This is a genomic window from Runella salmonicolor, from assembly GCF_024158025.1.
In the GTDB taxonomy this organism is placed as follows: Bacteria; Bacteroidota; Bacteroidia; order Cytophagales; family Spirosomataceae; genus Runella; species Runella salmonicolor.
In genome coordinates this window covers 1-15,045 of sequence record NZ_JAMZEL010000001.1, presented here as the reverse complement: position 1 = coordinate 15,045, position 15,045 = coordinate 1, and the positions used below count along the sequence as shown (strand labels likewise).

11 protein-coding genes and 1 tRNA gene are annotated in these 15,045 nt (G+C 45.2%); 5 read left to right on the top strand and 7 right to left on the bottom strand.

Features of this window, described 5'->3' with window-relative positions; genetic code table 11:
• Window positions 1-412: 412 nt before the first annotated feature.
• The 4 genes from NCI00_RS00060 to NCI00_RS00045 all read right to left on the bottom strand — a co-directional run bounded on the left by NCI00_RS00060 (window position 413) and on the right by NCI00_RS00045 (window position 3,493).
• Complete coding sequence (locus NCI00_RS00060) at window positions 413-1,057, bottom strand: SDR family NAD(P)-dependent oxidoreductase (RefSeq protein ID WP_253523693.1); 645 nt, start codon at window positions 1,055-1,057, stop codon at window positions 413-415.
• A gap of 73 nt (window positions 1,058-1,130) precedes the next feature.
• Entirely contained in the window at window positions 1,131-1,859 is a 729-nt protein-coding gene (locus tag NCI00_RS00055; protein ID WP_253523690.1) for a carbon-nitrogen hydrolase family protein, read from the bottom strand.
• A 74-nt stretch (window positions 1,860-1,933) separates the two neighbouring features.
• On the bottom strand, window positions 1,934-2,830 hold the full coding sequence (locus NCI00_RS00050) for an NmrA family NAD(P)-binding protein (protein WP_253523687.1): 897 nt from the start codon (window positions 2,828-2,830) through the stop codon (window positions 1,934-1,936).
• A gap of 210 nt (window positions 2,831-3,040) precedes the next feature.
• Window positions 3,041-3,493 (bottom strand): styrene oxide isomerase, encoded by a 453-nt coding sequence (locus NCI00_RS00045; RefSeq protein ID WP_253523685.1) that lies wholly within the window; start codon window positions 3,491-3,493, stop codon window positions 3,041-3,043.
• Window positions 3,494-4,049: 556 nt separating this feature from the next.
• On the opposite strand from NCI00_RS00045, the gene katG reads away from it, so the two are divergent.
• Window positions 4,050-6,284 carry a catalase/peroxidase HPI gene (katG, locus tag NCI00_RS00040; protein ID WP_253523683.1) on the top strand — a complete coding sequence of 745 codons (2,235 nt, stop codon included), beginning with the start codon at window positions 4,050-4,052 and terminating at the stop codon, window positions 6,282-6,284.
• 237 nt (window positions 6,285-6,521) lie between these two features.
• On the opposite strand, the gene NCI00_RS00035 is transcribed toward katG, so the two are convergent.
• From NCI00_RS00035 to rsmI, 3 genes are read right to left on the bottom strand one after another with little or no spacing between them, the layout of a single operon-like run.
• On the bottom strand, window positions 6,522-7,370 hold the full coding sequence (locus tag NCI00_RS00035; RefSeq protein ID WP_253523681.1) for an inositol monophosphatase family protein: 849 nt from the start codon (window positions 7,368-7,370) through the stop codon (window positions 6,522-6,524).
• Between the two features lie 29 nt (window positions 7,371-7,399).
• Window positions 7,400-8,752, bottom strand: a complete 1,353-nt coding sequence (locus tag NCI00_RS00030) for an Lnb N-terminal periplasmic domain-containing protein (protein WP_253523679.1) — start codon at window positions 8,750-8,752, stop codon at window positions 7,400-7,402.
• Window positions 8,718-9,392: a 16S rRNA (cytidine(1402)-2'-O)-methyltransferase gene (gene rsmI / locus NCI00_RS00025; protein ID WP_253523677.1), complete on the bottom strand. Its 675-nt coding sequence runs from the start codon at window positions 9,390-9,392 to the stop codon at window positions 8,718-8,720. Before rsmI ends, NCI00_RS00030 begins: the two co-directional genes overlap by 35 nt.
• Before the next feature lie 365 nt (window positions 9,393-9,757).
• Between rsmI and NCI00_RS00020 the strand changes: the two genes are divergently transcribed.
• The 4 genes from NCI00_RS00020 (at window position 9,758) to NCI00_RS00005 (ending at window position 14,744) form a co-directional block, all read left to right on the top strand.
• Window positions 9,758-13,093: a TonB-dependent receptor gene (locus NCI00_RS00020; RefSeq protein WP_253523675.1), complete on the top strand. Its 3,336-nt coding sequence runs from the start codon at window positions 9,758-9,760 to the stop codon at window positions 13,091-13,093.
• Window positions 13,094-13,295: 202 nt separating this feature from the next.
• The gene (locus NCI00_RS00015; RefSeq protein ID WP_013931087.1) at window positions 13,296-13,673 is read left to right on the top strand and encodes a response regulator; all 378 of its coding nucleotides are present in this window, start codon (window positions 13,296-13,298) and stop codon (window positions 13,671-13,673) included.
• 79 nt (window positions 13,674-13,752) lie between these two features.
• Window positions 13,753-14,514, top strand: coding sequence for an MBL fold metallo-hydrolase (locus tag NCI00_RS00010; protein WP_253523672.1), 762 nt, complete (start codon window positions 13,753-13,755; stop codon window positions 14,512-14,514).
• Between the two features lie 156 nt (window positions 14,515-14,670).
• Window positions 14,671-14,744 (top strand) — tRNA-Arg (locus NCI00_RS00005).
• Window positions 14,745-15,045: the final 301 nt, after the last annotated feature.

Here is a 15,045-nt window from a genome sequence, read left to right as displayed (position 1 = left end):
CTATAAGTTTGATGCTTTAGGATTATTTTCAAGATACTGGTCTGTATTCAGCGGACCTACCTAAAATATAATATACTCTGGAAATGATTTAAAATCAAAGTTGTGAGTTAAAGCTGCAATATTATACCAATATGTTAAAGTTGTCAAATATAATTATCAAACGGTCGTTTATAGAGGTTTATTTATGACAAATAGTGCGTTATGGTCCATTCAATATTTATTTGATATATTCCAATATTGTTGTTAGAAATGTTTAAAATAATTGGCAATCTCCCCTGAGGTTTTGTGTCAAACAAGCATAAAGAGGATACTTCTAATATGTAATTTGTATGATGGGTATATTAAAAAGCAACGCTCCCTAACTCTGTATAGAATACGGGAGCGTTGCTTTTTGTCAATGAAGCTTTCTGAATCAATGTATAATTTCTACTTTGCTTCTATCGGTGTTTAAGTCCCAAAACTTCTGGGCCAGAATCTCGGGCGAATGGGTTGGGCTGTTGGGGCTGATTGCGCCGCTTACGGTCACTGTACCCACGAAAACATTGTCGGATTTTAAGGCTTGGTGCAATTGTAGGGCAAGGTTTCTAATGCCCGCTTTTCCCAAAGAAATAGAAGCGACTGCGGGGCTTGGATGAATAGACAACCCGCCGCCCGTGAGCAGTACAGCGCCTTTGTTTTCCTTCAAATCGGCCAACAAAAATTGGGTAGCGGCTAAGGCATTGGCTACGCTGATTTTAAATCCGTTGGTCAAATCCTCTACGGTTTCTTCCATCAGGGGCTTTATTCGGTAGTCTACGGCGTTGTATTGCAGAATAGAAATACTGCCCAACTGAGATTTTAAATCCGTGATGGCCTTTTTCAATTGATCGGTGTCGGCTACATCGGCGGCCGAAAAAGCAGAGGTGATGCCCAAACTTTGCAAATGATTTTTGAAACCTGCCAGTTTTTCTGGGCTTCGACTCACCATTCCTACTTTATAGCCCTCTTTACCGAATTTTTCGGCAATGCCTAAGCTAAGCCCTTGCCCCATCCCGATAATTAAAATTGTCTTGGTCATTGGTTTTTTTAGTTTGATGTTTTATCGTCAAAAAATCAAATTGTGCGTATCTTTTTACTATTGAGAACCCTCATTATAGATAATGCGCAATGGCTTCTTTGGTTTGGGTATCATATAGCAAAATTCCCTCACTTTTATCGTCGAGTTGTCCTACTAATGCGCCATTTTCGGCCCAAACGGAGGTTTTTCCACCGCTTTCAAAATTATCGCAATACCCTATGCAGTTGGACATGAGCACTGCCATAGAGTGGTTTCTGGCGATGTCAGACAACGTCTGTGCGGCCTTTTCAACTCCTGCCGCCGATTTAGCCACGCTTGCTAGGTAGATTTCAGCACCGTTTTTTGTGGCTGTTTCCGAATGTTCAGGAATTGATAGTTCATAACAGATGGCAAGCGCAATATTGGATTGAGCACCAATCAGACCAACGCTACTTTGTCCACTGATAAAAAAAGGCTCTTCGTCGGGGTGTAAATACTTTTTGGAGTATGCCCCGCGGGGGGTATGGGGCCGAAACAAAATCATGCTGATGCTGATGCCCAAATCGTTTTTGACGGGCATTCCTAGGCCAATTGTGCAATGTGCTGCGTCGCTGATGCTTTGAAAATCATCCAGTTGTGGTGTGTCGATAGGTGCGGCCAAGGCATTGGCCAGCTCAGGTTCGTAACCCGTTAAAGAAAGCTCTGGAAAGATAATGATGTCGGCACTGTTGGCCACCGCCAATGCGATTAACTTTTTGTGAATCTCAATATTTCTTGGGATGTCGCCTTTGACGGGTTTGGTCTGAACTGCACAAATTCTCATACCATTTGGCGTTTTGAAAGGCATCACCTTGTGAAATGCCCTAAATCCAGCATTTCACAAGGTGATTTGTGTGGTTAGTGAAGAATGGCACCCAGGAATTGCGCCGCACTCGTAAAGGTCACATCTGGGTAGCGGTCATTGTCGAGGGCATCGTGGTGAACGCTAAACATTCCGTGCATGTATTGGGCATTTTGCCAGTCGGGATAAAGTGCATTTTCTCCTTCAGGATGGGCTTCGCGTTCGCTCTTGATGTAAGCGGCCAGCCCGTCGAGGCTACCCATCGGGGCAAGGCTAAACGTCGATTTTGTGAGTTCACTCGCCAGCGTTACCAATTCTTTAGGGCTTATTTGGAAACTAGCGATTCTGAGGTAACGAGGAGTGGAGGCGTCTAGGGCGGCGGCGGCGGTGTAAGCCGCTGTGTCGTCCATGGTAGAGTAGTCTACGTGCCAGTCAATGTCGTCGCCCCAGTAGCCAATGGTTTTGTTGTTGGCATCAAGAGGAGGAATGTTGTAGGCCAACAACTCCGCAAAACAACCGTTGAAAATCGTCGTTGCAGCAATCGGAGCCTTGTCAAGATGGGTATGGAATTCGCGTCTTAAATCAAAATTGCGGTTGGCCCCAACGGGGATTTTGGTAAAGTCGGTGGCGTAGTCGGAAGGGATAAAACGGGGTACACCAGCCGCTACAGCTGCTTCGAGCAATCGGGCTTGAGTGTCAACAATCACATCGTGGAGGCCTTGCAGGGCCGAAACCACGCAGGATACGCCCGCACAGGCCTTAGTGAGTTCTTCGACGCTCGACATATCTACTGGAATAACCTGTACGCCGCGTTGTTCAAAAGTTGCCCATTTTGCAGCGTCGCTGCCCGCCCGAACCACCATACGGACATCCGCGCCTCTTTCGAGCAATGCATTAATAATTTTTCCGCCGAGATTACCGGTACCGCCGACGATTAAGATAGAGTTTTTCATGTTTTGTTTTTTGTGAGAAATTAAGGTACTTAAATTAACAACTTTTTTGAAGGTTGGTTCCACAGCGGAGGCCGCCAATGGGCCAAAAACCAAATACGTCTTTGACCCATCGACAACTTTCAAATCATTTCTATCTTTTAGGGGAATTGTTAAGGTACGTTTTTCTATTTTGAGGTATCTTCTTGATGATTGCTATATTGGCTCATTATACTAGTGACTCAGTTGCGCATTGATATGTTTGTTAAGCCCCACCAATACAATGGCGCACACCCCTAGCATGGCCAACGAAACCGACACCAGCAAAAATGAAATAATGACTTCTTGGATGGGTGTTCCTTCTTTGCCTAGGGCGATTGGCATCATCCTTCCAGCCCCAGTAATGGCGGCAAACAATACCGCGGCAAAATTGGAAAAAGTGCCGTACAGCGCGAGTCCAAAAGTGATCTTGAGCCATTTGTCAGGTAGGGCCACCCGGTTCCAAATCAGCCCCAATACAATCAAAAAAATGCCGTTCATCACGCCTTCAAGGTGAGTGCTTAGCCCCATTCGGGGGTTGGCCATCAGCGGAACGAACAAACCAGCCGCTAAACCAAAAAAGAATAAAAGAACGCCATAAAAAAGCAACTTATAGGCGTGCTTGTTTGGTGATTTTACATTTTCCATTTTGTTAAATTTAGGTTTAGGTAAAACAATAATCGCTCGTATAGATAGATTTTTTGCGGTCTATTATACATCCTAAAAATACAGCTTTTATTGCCTTAACAAAAGTCAGAGAAATGGAAAACATGGTTTTGTCTACTTTCTAATTTTAAATGTCCCGCTTTCGTCCGCTCTCGTGGGAAGTGATTTTGGGCGTACGTATAGTTACATGGTTAGTTTTGTTTTTAAACGGATTAAAACAAGAGAGTAAGTGCTTGACAAGCAGTGGTATAATGAAAATAATGGGCAATGCTCTTCTTTGAGAGAGTAACATTATAGATAAAAACTATATAGTCATAAAAATAATCAATTTGACTTATTTAATATTCTAGTGTAATTTTGACAACAAATTACTAAAAATGAAAGATTGCGCTCAGCCAAAAGTTAAATGTAGAATTAAGTGTAGATGTCGGCACAAATGTGTCATTATTCTGTAAATTCTCTCCCTGCATACACAACCTGATAAGCAACCAAAAATCACTACAAATTAACTTACTAAACATTTTATTAATTAAGAAAAATGGAAAATAATACAGCTTCAGGCACATCAGCTTACGATGTTAACGGGGAAGCCAAGTGTCCGTTTCACAATGGAACTGCCAAGAAAAAGCCAAGCGCTGGCGGTGGTACTAGCAACCGTGACTGGTGGCCAAATCAACTAAAATTGAACATCCTCCGTCAAAACTCTGCCCTTTCCAATCCAATGGGTGAGTCGTTTAACTACGCTGAAGAGTTCAAGAGCCTTGACCTAGCTGCGGTGAAGAAAGATATCTTTGAGCTCATGACAACCTCTCAGGACTGGTGGCCCGCCGACTACGGTCACTATGGTCCATTTTTTATTCGGATGGCGTGGCACAGTGCTGGTACCTACCGTATTGCTGACGGACGAGGCGGCGCAGGTTCAGGTACCCTTCGCTTTGCCCCTCTAAACAGTTGGCCTGATAATGGAAACCTTGATAAGGCGCGCTTGTTGCTGTGGCCAATCAAACAAAAATACGGCAGAAAGATTTCGTGGGCTGATTTAATGATTCTCACTGGCAACTGTGCACTTGAGTCGATGGGCTTCAAGACCTTTGGTTTTGGAGGCGGTCGTGAGGATATTTGGGAACCAGAAGAAGATATTTATTGGGGTTCGGAAGCCGAATGGTTGGGCGATAAACGCTATACAGGCGACCGCGAACTGGAAAATCCGCTTGCGGCTGTTCAGATGGGGCTCATCTACGTAAATCCAGAGGGGCCTAACGGCACCCCTGATGCGCTGGCGGCGGCCCGTGATATTCGCGAAACGTTTGGCCGCATGGCAATGAATGACGAAGAAACGGTGGCGCTGATTGCGGGTGGACACACCTTCGGTAAAGCCCACGGTGCGGCCGACCCAGGCAAATACGTGGGTCGCGAGCCCGCAGGAGCAGGCATTGAGGAGCAAAGCCTTGGTTGGAAAAACTCTTTCGGCAGCGGCAATGGTGTCTACACCATCACCAGCGGTTTGGAAGGCGCATGGACCACCAATCCAACGCAATGGGACAACAACTATTTCGACAACTTGTTTGGATTTGAATGGGAACTTACCAAAAGCCCAGCCGGAGCGCAGCAGTGGACACCCAAAAATGGGGCGGGCCTCGGTAGCGTGCCTGATGCCCACGACCCCGCGCAGCGTCATGCGCCTATGATGTTTACGACCGACATCGCTTTGCGAGTAGATCCTATTTACGAACCGATTTCAAGACGTTTCCATGAGAACCCCGATCAGTTTGCCGACGCATTTGCCCGCGCATGGTTTAAATTGACTCACCGCGATATGGGCCCTATCGCTCGTTATCTCGGCCCAGAAGTACCCTCAGAAGAGCTGATTTGGCAAGACCCCGTTCCTGCCGTTACGCACGAACTGATTGACGAGCAGGACATCACTGCGTTGAAGGCAAGCATCATTGCTTCGGGCCTGTCGGTGTCTCAATTGGTATCAACTGCTTGGGCGTCGGCTTCTACTTTCCGTGGCTCCGACAAACGTGGTGGCGCAAACGGTGCCCGTATTGCCCTTGCCCCACAGAAGGATTGGGACGTGAATCACCCAGGCCTTTTGACGAATGTACTTGATAAACTTAAGGGTATTCAGCAGGAATTCAACAGCGCGCAGTCGGGTGGTAAGCAGGTATCTCTTGCTGACTTGATCGTGTTGGGTGGATGTGCGGGTGTTGAGCAGGCAGCTAAGAAGGCTGGTTATGACGTGACCGTTCCGTTCACACCTGGACGTACTGATGCCTCTCAAGAGCAAACCGATGTGGAATCATTCGCCGTTCTTGAGCCAGAAGCCGACGGTTTCCGCAACTACGCTAAGACCAAATACACGGTTTCAGCCGAAGAAATGTTGATTGACAAAGCACAATTGTTGACCCTGACCGCACCCGAAATGACCGTGCTTGTGGGGGGTATGCGTGTTTTGAATACCAACTACGGTTTCTCTAAACATGGAGTGTTTACCAAGCGCCCAGAGACACTTACCAACGATTTCTTCGTCAATCTACTTGATTTGCGTACGACATGGAAAGCGGCTTCGCCACACCAAGACGTGTTTGAAGGCCGTGATCGCTCAACTGGCGAACTCAAGTGGACGGGCACCCGGGTTGACCTAATTTTCGGTTCAAATTCGGAGCTTCGTGCCTTGGCGGAAGTGTACGGATGCGGAGATGCGCAAGAGAAGTTCGTAAAGGACTTTGTGGCAGCGTGGAACAAGGTGATGAACCTCGACCGTTTCTAATTGGCCTGATTTTAGTGCCATGTTATATACCTACGAAGAGGTGGCTCGGCAACGAGCCACCTCTTTTATTTTCGATAAGTCTGAAGAAATAATGAGAGTGACTTTTATGGAAACAATTGATAGTTGTCTCTGCTCTGTAAAATGCGGTATTTCTTACGGTTATTTTAAAATTGCTCGGAAAATTTGGAGAGATTGATGCTTTCCAAGTGTACCGAACACTTGGAAAGTCTGACCTTGTTAGGCCCAATGTTTTTTAATTACTTCTAAAAGCTCGGCTTGAGCCGCACAACCCGCAATGACATCGCCGCCAAAGAGCCAATCCTGACCACCCGAAAAATCGGTGATTTGACCGCCTGCTTCCAATATGAGAAGCGCACCAGCGGCCATGTCCCAAGAGTTGAGATTGTACTCATAAAAGGCCTCAAAACGGCCCGACGCTACGTAGGCCAAGTCAATGGCCGCCGCACCCATACGCCGCAATCCGTGGCAGCTTTGCATGAGCGTTTCTAGCACTTTGAGGTATCGGTCCTGTTTTTCAAACTTATAATACGGGAATCCCGTAGCCAATAAACTGTCGCCGAGGGTAGTGGCTGACGAAACTTTTAGGCGGGTTGCACCCTGAAGAAAAGCGCTGTCCAACGGTAATCCGCCAAGCATATACCGTAAGTTGACCGTCCACGCGCCGCCGCCTTGCCAACCGTAGAATAGCTCCTCGGTTCCCAAATGATAAATGACGCCAGCAATAGGAATTTTATTCTTTACCAATCCCACACTGACGCAATACACGGGCAAGCTATGGATAAAATTGGCCGTGCCGTCGAGGGGGTCAATGATCCAATACAGCTCGTCGGGATTGGATTCTTCGCCAGCGGTGCCTTCTTCGGTGATAAAACCTGCTTCGGGCAAGATTTGGCGTAGGCCCGTCACCAAGAGCTTTTCAGTTTCTTTGTCTACGTACGACACCAGGTTGTTGGCGGCTTTGTACTCGGTCAACGAGCGGTCAAACTTGGCGGCTTCGTGTTTGATAAATGCTCCCGCTTCACGGACAATTTCTATGGTTTGGTGGGTGATATTTTCGAGATTCATGGTATTTGGAATTGATAAATTAGAATGGCTTAAACGCGTTGGCGGAGAAAGTTGAGGCGATAAAAGAGACCGATAATGATAAAGGCCGCTTCAATGGGTTGACCGATAATCGTACCTAAGACTAAGCTACTCACAATCACTCCTACACCAAAAATGACAAGTAAAATAAGACACAGCAGCACATATTTTTTTACCCAACTGCTGTGTTTTGGATTCCCCAAAAACAATATCAAAGGAAAATGTAGGGGAAATGCCCAGAGTAAATGTGGATTCCAGTTCGTGACGCCGTGGTCGGTGGCAATCCAGAGTAAGAGTAAAAGCCACCCCGCCAATCCAATCACCGTGAAGATGATTTTATCATAAAGGAACGAAATCTTTTTGCGTCTTTTTTGATAAGTAGTAAGACCGCTAAATACGCCCATCAGTAAAATGAAAATAAACTGCGGACTTAACAATAGCTCATAAAAAGGGGGGAAAACAGGATCGGGTTGGGGGGGCTCAAAAAGTTTGTTTTTTTGCAGAACCAGCTTTTGTCCGCCAATTTTTGCCCTGTCAGCGTGGTCTCTTAGGTTGTCGGGCAAGTACATTTCTTCTTGAGGGGTAGCTACGTGGTCAGAAGGTAACCCAATGCCCAAATTCATTCCAAAACGGGCCCAAGGTTTATTGCCCAGATAGCTATTCATCCAATTTCGGTAACTTTTAGCTTCAAAAGTTCCGCGAATAGGTTGATTATAATATTGTAAACTATCCCCGCACGCGGCCTGCATTGCATCCCGCAGCCGCGTTGCACAGTTGTCGTAAAAGAACTTATAAGCGTACTGTCGATTTTGGGGCAAGTAATTGTTCTCCAAGTAATCGTACAGTTTCTGTTTTTGGTTTTGCGAAAGATTCAATACCTGCTCCGTTACGCTACGATTTTCGGCCTGCGCGCCGTACATCGTGTAATACATCGGCGAGACCGACAACTGATACGGAAGGGTGCCGCGCATAAACTTGATATAAAACCCTTCGGTTCTAAAATCAAAAGTGCCATAATTATAGACTTTGTCGATGCCCTGCATGGGGTCAGAAACCCAAAGCGCATTGTGGCCAAAGCTGCTGTATAATTCTTCTCCCGGCGAGACCGTGATAAGGCTTACTTTGGCATCCCGGCTCAGGGATTGGGCAAAGAGCGGAGAGTGTACCGCACAGAGCGTTAAGAAAAATATAATCAGACAGGAGAGTGCTCGGACAACAATGTGCCCAAGAACAGAGATAATGCAGTTGTTAAACATACGATAATGGGCAGATGTACGGGTAAAATAGGCAGACGTAAGCGGGCGCAGCTGCGGGCCTGCCCCTACGGTTTTATGGTTTCCCTGCAACGACGATAACGATTTCACCTTTGATTGTTTTTTCGGCAAAATAAGCAATAATTTCTGTTAAAGTTCCACGGATGGTTTCTTCATAAAGTTTTGTTAATTCTCGCGAAACGGAGGCTTGCCGGTCGGCTCCGAAGTACTCCACAAACTGTTGGAGCGATTTGAGCAGGCGGTGTGGCGATTCGTAAAAAATCATCGTGCGCTCTTCTTCTTTTAGTTCAGTAAGGCGCGTTTGGCGGCCTTTTTTGTGAGGCAAAAAACCTTCAAAAGTAAAGCGGTCGGTGGGCAGCCCCGAATTGACCAAGGCGGGTACAAAAGCCGTAGGCCCTGGCAGACATTCGATGTCGATGCCGTTTTTGAGGCATTCACGTACCAGTAAAAAACCGGGATCAGATACCGCCGGCGTACCCGCATCCGAAATCAGCGCCATGTTTTCACCTTTCAGAATGCGTTGAATAATTCGCTGCACTGTTTGGTGCTCGTTATGGATATGATAGCTCTGCAAAGGTTTGCTGATACCCAAATGTTTGAGCAAATGCCCCGACGTGCGGGTGTCTTCGGCCAAAATAACATCTACACTTTTCAACATATTGATGGCGCGCAGAGTTATATCTTCTAAGTTGCCGATGGGCGTAGGGACCAGATAAAGTTTTGGATTCACTGTATATGTTAATTTATGACGTCATTTATTGAATTAGGGCAATTTGTACGATTTCAAGGTGTTAACAAATATGTTTTATTGGTTTACACTTGGCTTTATGTTTTGCTTTTTTGTGACAAAAAAGCCATTTTAAGGTCAAAATAAGGACAAAAATGTTGTTAACAATTATTTAACCAATGGATTTGGAAAAAAAACGATAAAAAAATGTATTATTCCAATAAATCAGGCATTTAGGTCCGCTAACGTACTATTTTCTTTCCAAAGTGCTTTTGTTTGTCCCATAATTTTCTTGTTTCTTTGCAGCGATTTTTGACATCAACCAACTGATTTTACCAAACACAATTCTAACCAAAATTCCCAAATTTATGAATGTTAAACATTTACAAAGGAAGAGGGTAATAATTGCACTTTTCGCAGTCGTTGCTTCTCTTTTTATGGTTTTCCCAGCGGCACAAGCTCAAGTTACCGCTTCTTCAATTCGGGGTATTGTAAAAGATGATAAAGGAGCAGAGCTTCCGGGCGCTACCATCGTAGCTACTCACTTACCTTCTGGAACAAAATACGGAACCGTTACCAACGAAAAAGGACGGTATGTATTACCCTCAGTGCGGGTAGGTGGACCCTACAAAGTTACGGTTACTTTTGTTGGCTTTAAAGAACAATCTAAAGAAGACATTGTTGCAAACTTAGGTGCCTCTGCCGATGCAAACTTCTCGTTGGTTGAAGATGGTAAAGAGATTCAGGAAATTGTGGTAACCAGCGGTCGTTCGGATATTTTCTCTTCAGGACGTACGGGTGCGGCTACTACATTGGGCCTCAACGCCGTAAACAGCTTGCCTACCATCGGTCGTACCATTGATGATATTACTAAATACAATGCGTACAGCAACGGTCGCTCATTTGCGGGTCAGGATAGCCGTCTTAACAACTTTACCATCGACGGTGCAGTGTTTAACAATGGTTTTGGATTGGGTTCTTCGGCTCAGGCAGGTGGACGTACTGGAACTACTGCCGTATCATTGGATGCGATTGAGCAGGTACAAATCAACATTGCACCTTTTGACGTACGTCAGTCAGGTTTTGCGGGTGCTGGTATCAACGCCGTTACTCGCTCAGGAACAAACGAAGTAACGGGTTCGGCCTACTATCTTACAAGAGGCAGCAACTTAGTCGGCAAAAAAGCGGACGGAAGAGATTTGCCAACGGTGAACATCAACGAGAAAACGTTTGGTTTCCGCGTGGGTGCGCCAATCATTAAAGATAAGCTGTTCATTTTCGCCAACTTCGAAACCTTTACCAGCTCTACACCAGCTACCACTTGGGTGGCGGCTCGTGCGGGTGCGGCGGGTAACGTATCTCGCGTTACTTATGATGACTTGACCGATCTCGCCAATTTCATGAAGACCAACTTCAATTATGAATCAGGGGCTATCGACAACTTTAACAATGAAGTTAAAAGTACCAAAGGATTGGTTCGTCTTGATTACAACATTAACAACAACCACAAGTTGACGTTGCGCTACTCGCACCACAATTCGCAGTCGGGGGCCATCATCAGCAACAGTAACAGTAGCAACACCGCAGGAAACGGTAACCGTACCAACTCTTCGTTGGCGCTTTCGCCCGAAAACACAGGTTATCTGATTGCTGATAATACTCGTTCTTTGGTTGCTGAATTGAACTCTAACTTTGGCGGTAAATTTGCCAATAACTTCATCGCTACCTATAACAAGCAAAATGAAGATCGTCAGTACAAGAACGAAATCTTCCCAACGATTGATATTTTGAAAGACGGAAGTACCTACACTTCTACGGGTTTTGACCCTTTTACACCCAACAACAAGCTGAACTACTCAACGTTGAATTTTACCAATAACTTGAGCTACTTTGCAGGGAAACATACCTTGACGCTAGGTTTAGCCTATGAGCACTTTACGTCAAATAACGTATTCTTCCCTTCTTCAAACGGGGTATGGGTGTTTAATTCTATTGCGGACTTTAAAACTGCCGCGTTGGCCTATAAAGCTGATCCAAACTTGACTACTTCTCCTGTACAAGTTGCACGTTTTAACTACCGCTACTCTTTGTTGCCAAACGGAGCTGAGCCTTTGCAGACCTTGAAGCAATCGACCTACACAGCTTATGTACAGGACGAGTTTCAGGTAAATGACAAATTCAAAGTTACTGGTGGTGTTCGTTTTGACCTGTTTGATTACAATGATGATTTAGCCAAGGACTTCAACAACCCAGTCGTTGCAGGTTTGACGTACAAAGATGAAAACGGTAAAGACTTGAAAGTAAGCACAGGTACTTTTCCAAGTAACAAACTTTTGGTGTCGCCACGTATCGGCTTTAACTTGGATGTGAAAGGTGACAGAACGACTCAAATCAGAGGTGGAACGGGTATTTTCGTGTCACGTATTCCGCAAGTATTGGTCTCAAACCAATTGGGTAACAACGGGGTAAACACCGCAGTATTGAACTTTACCAACACCACTGCTTATCCGTTTACGTTGGATCCTACTCGCTACAAGCCTGCTACAACTGACATCACAAAACTGCCTGCGTACGTAATCAACGCCTCGGTAGACGGTTTGAAAAACCCAGTCATTTGGAAGTCTAACTTGGCAATTGACCAAAAATTGCCTTGGGGATTAATTGGAACCTTGGAAGGTATCTACAACAAAAATATTCAGGCACTTCGCTACATTGATGGTAACTTAAACGGTCCCAACCGAACTTTGAGCGGTCCAGATACGCGCGGTCGTTTCCCTGGTTCAGGATTGTCAGGAGCCGCTGTCAACCCTGCTCGTTTTATCAACTCCGCAAACACCAACGCGTTTATCCTGACCAACACGAAAGAAGGTTATTCGTACTCTTTCACGGCTAAATTGGAAAAAACAGCTACCAAAGGCTTGAGCGGTATGTTAGGATATACTTACTCGTTAGCGAAAGATATTCAATCAGTAGCGAGTACGGTATTGGCCAACATCCCCACGGTTGCGGGTCAAAACTTCTTGACTCCATCATGGTCTGACAACGACTTGCGTCACCGTTTTGTAGGATACCTCAACTACCGTTTGAATTACGGCGGTAAATTGGGTGGTTCTACCATGTTTACGTTGGGTATGGTTTCCAACAGCGGATTCAAAATCTCGTATACTTCAGGAAGTGACATCAACGGCGACGGTCAAAACAACGACCTTATCTTTGTACCTAACAAAGGAAGCGATTTGACTTTCGCTACTTTGACTGCGGGTGGAAAGACCTTCACGCCCGACCAACAGGCGGCGGCGTTTGATGCTTACATCGAAAACGACCCTTATTTGAAATCACGTCGCGGTCAATATGCAGAACGTAACGGTGCCACTGTACCTTGGCTGACTCGTTTTGACTTTACCGTTGAGCAAGATTTTTATGTGTCGGTGGGTGCAAAAGGAAAGAAAAACATCATCCGCCTGCGTTTTGACGTGCTAAACGTAGGTAACCTCATTAACAATGCCTGGGGTGTAGCTGAAACTACTACTACCACCAACCCATTGACAATGGCGTCTATCAGCGCAGCGGGGGTTCCAACCTATCGTATGGCTACGCAATCTGTAAATGGCGAAACTATCTTATTGCGTGATGCTTTTGTGAAGAGCATCAACGTAAACAATGTATGGCAAGGTCAGTTCGGGATTCGCTACATTTTCAACTAGCAATTGCCGTTTTTATCATCAAAAAATCCCACGCCTAAAACGTGGGATTTTTTGTGAAAAAGAGCCAAATTCGTCGGATAATAAAAAAAAAGCTCCCTTTTGAATTTTTCAGTTTTTCTGTTTCTAATTTTTCTGTTTCTTAGTGTCGCTTTTCTTTGTTCTTTTGCAGGGAAAACAGTAAACCACCAAAACTTAATACATTATGTCGCAAAAGCGCGTTCTCATCGCTGAGGATAGTTCCGTAATCCAAAACTTAGCCCGTAAGATTTTGGAATTTCAAAATTATGAAATTACAGCCGTCAAAAACGGTGAGCAAGTAATGCAAATTGTAGACAAAGAAGATTTTGACATCGTTTTGCTCGATATCAACATGCCCATCATGGATGGCATGGAGTGCGTAAAAGCCATCCGAGCGCTCGGCGATAAGAAAAAATCAAACTTGCCGGTTGTGGCCATCACGGGCAATGCCAAAAACTACTCGGAAGAAGAATTTAAGGCCGCAGGCTTCAACGATGTGTTGGTAAAACCACTCAACTTTGACCGCCTCGTGGAGATTGTAAATGAATTAACGGAAGAGTAATAGCAGAAGCGAGAAGTGAGAAGCGAGAATGAAAAAAATCATCACTCGCTCCTGACTTCTCGCTCCTCACTTCTTAAAAATGATTGTCACACTCCTAGGTACCGGAACTTCTTCGGGCGTACCGTTGATTGGCTGTAGCTGCGATGTATGTCGCTCGTTGGACTACCGCGACAAACGGCTGCGGGTTTCGATACACTTGGCAGTAAACGGCCATCACTTTGTGGTTGATACGGGCCCGGATTTTCGTCAACAGATGTTGCGGGAAGGAATCAGTCAATTGGATGCCGTAATCTTCACGCATCAGCACAAAGACCACACCGCAGGGCTGGACGACGTCCGTGCGTTTAATTTCCTTCAGCAGCGCGATATGCCCGTTTATGGACGGGCGGAAGTCTTGGAGCAAATTCACCGCGAATTTGAGTACGTTTTTGCCGAGCACCGTTACCCAGGCATTCCCCGCCTACAACTTCACGAAATTAGCAATACCCCTTTTGAGGTCAAAGGCGTCACTTTTATTCCTATTGACGTGCTCCACCACAAACTCCCCGTTTTTGGCTTTCGGGTAAATAACTTCGCGTACGTGACCGACGTAAATCATATTGCCGAGTCTGAACAACACAAATTGAAAGGATTGGACGTGCTGGTGCTGGGAGCCCTTCAGCGAGATCAACATATTTCTCACTATTCACTGGAGCAGGCATTGGGCATGGTGGAAAGGCTGCAACCCAAAATGACCTATTTTACGCACGTCAGTCATAAAATGGGCAAACACGGCGACGTAGAAAAGGAGCTTCCGCCCACGGTGCGACTGGGATACGATGGCCTAAAATTGAAATTGTAGCAAAGCAGTGATAAAAGTGTAAATTTTTTCAATCCGAAACCGATTGATTTTCAGCATAGAAGTAAATTATTTGAAACTTTTACACATTTTTCGTTTGGAATTGAAATTTAAACAGCTACCTTTGCAGTCCCAAAACAACGGGAAATATAAAGAATCGGATGCGTAGCTCAATTGGATAGAGCACCTGACTACGGATCAGGAGGTTTGGGGTTCGAATCCCTACGCGTCCACTTAAATCACAAAAACCCCTCAAATTTCGCGATTTGAGGGGTTTTTTGTTGGAGGTAAATCATAGAATGAAAAAAATGATATCCTGCAAGTATCGGAGCAAACCCAAAATTTGTGGAGAGCGTTGGATTTTTTTAGGTTTGTGTTTTAATCAACCCTATCTGTTTTGGAAAGTTTTCTGGGATCAAAACCAAAAGTTGTGGAGAGCGTTGGATTTTTTTAGGTTTGTGTTTTAATCAACCCTATCTGTTTTGGAAAGTTTTCTGCCTTTATTAGAGTACCTCTTACCTGATTTTATCGTAT

What these genes read in the sequence shown, in the direction of transcription:
- NCI00_RS00060 (WP_253523693.1), bottom strand. Translation starts at nt 1,057, where the DNA reads ATGACCAAGACAATTTTAATTATCGGGATGGGGCAAGGGCTTAGCTTA.
- NCI00_RS00055 (WP_253523690.1), bottom strand. Translation starts at nt 1,859, where the DNA reads ATGAGAATTTGTGCAGTTCAGACCAAACCCGTCAAAGGCGACATCCCA.
- NCI00_RS00050 (WP_253523687.1), bottom strand. Translation starts at nt 2,830, where the DNA reads ATGAAAAACTCTATCTTAATCGTCGGCGGTACCGGTAATCTCGGCGGA.
- NCI00_RS00045 (WP_253523685.1), bottom strand. Translation starts at nt 3,493, where the DNA reads ATGGAAAATGTAAAATCACCAAACAAGCACGCCTATAAGTTGCTTTTT.
- katG (WP_253523683.1), top strand. Translation starts at nt 4,050, where the DNA reads ATGGAAAATAATACAGCTTCAGGCACATCAGCTTACGATGTTAACGGG.
- NCI00_RS00035 (WP_253523681.1), bottom strand. Translation starts at nt 7,370, where the DNA reads ATGAATCTCGAAAATATCACCCACCAAACCATAGAAATTGTCCGTGAA.
- NCI00_RS00020 (WP_253523675.1), top strand. Translation starts at nt 9,758, where the DNA reads ATGAATGTTAAACATTTACAAAGGAAGAGGGTAATAATTGCACTTTTC.
- NCI00_RS00015 (WP_013931087.1), top strand. Translation starts at nt 13,296, where the DNA reads ATGTCGCAAAAGCGCGTTCTCATCGCTGAGGATAGTTCCGTAATCCAA.
- NCI00_RS00010 (WP_253523672.1), top strand. Translation starts at nt 13,753, where the DNA reads ATGATTGTCACACTCCTAGGTACCGGAACTTCTTCGGGCGTACCGTTG.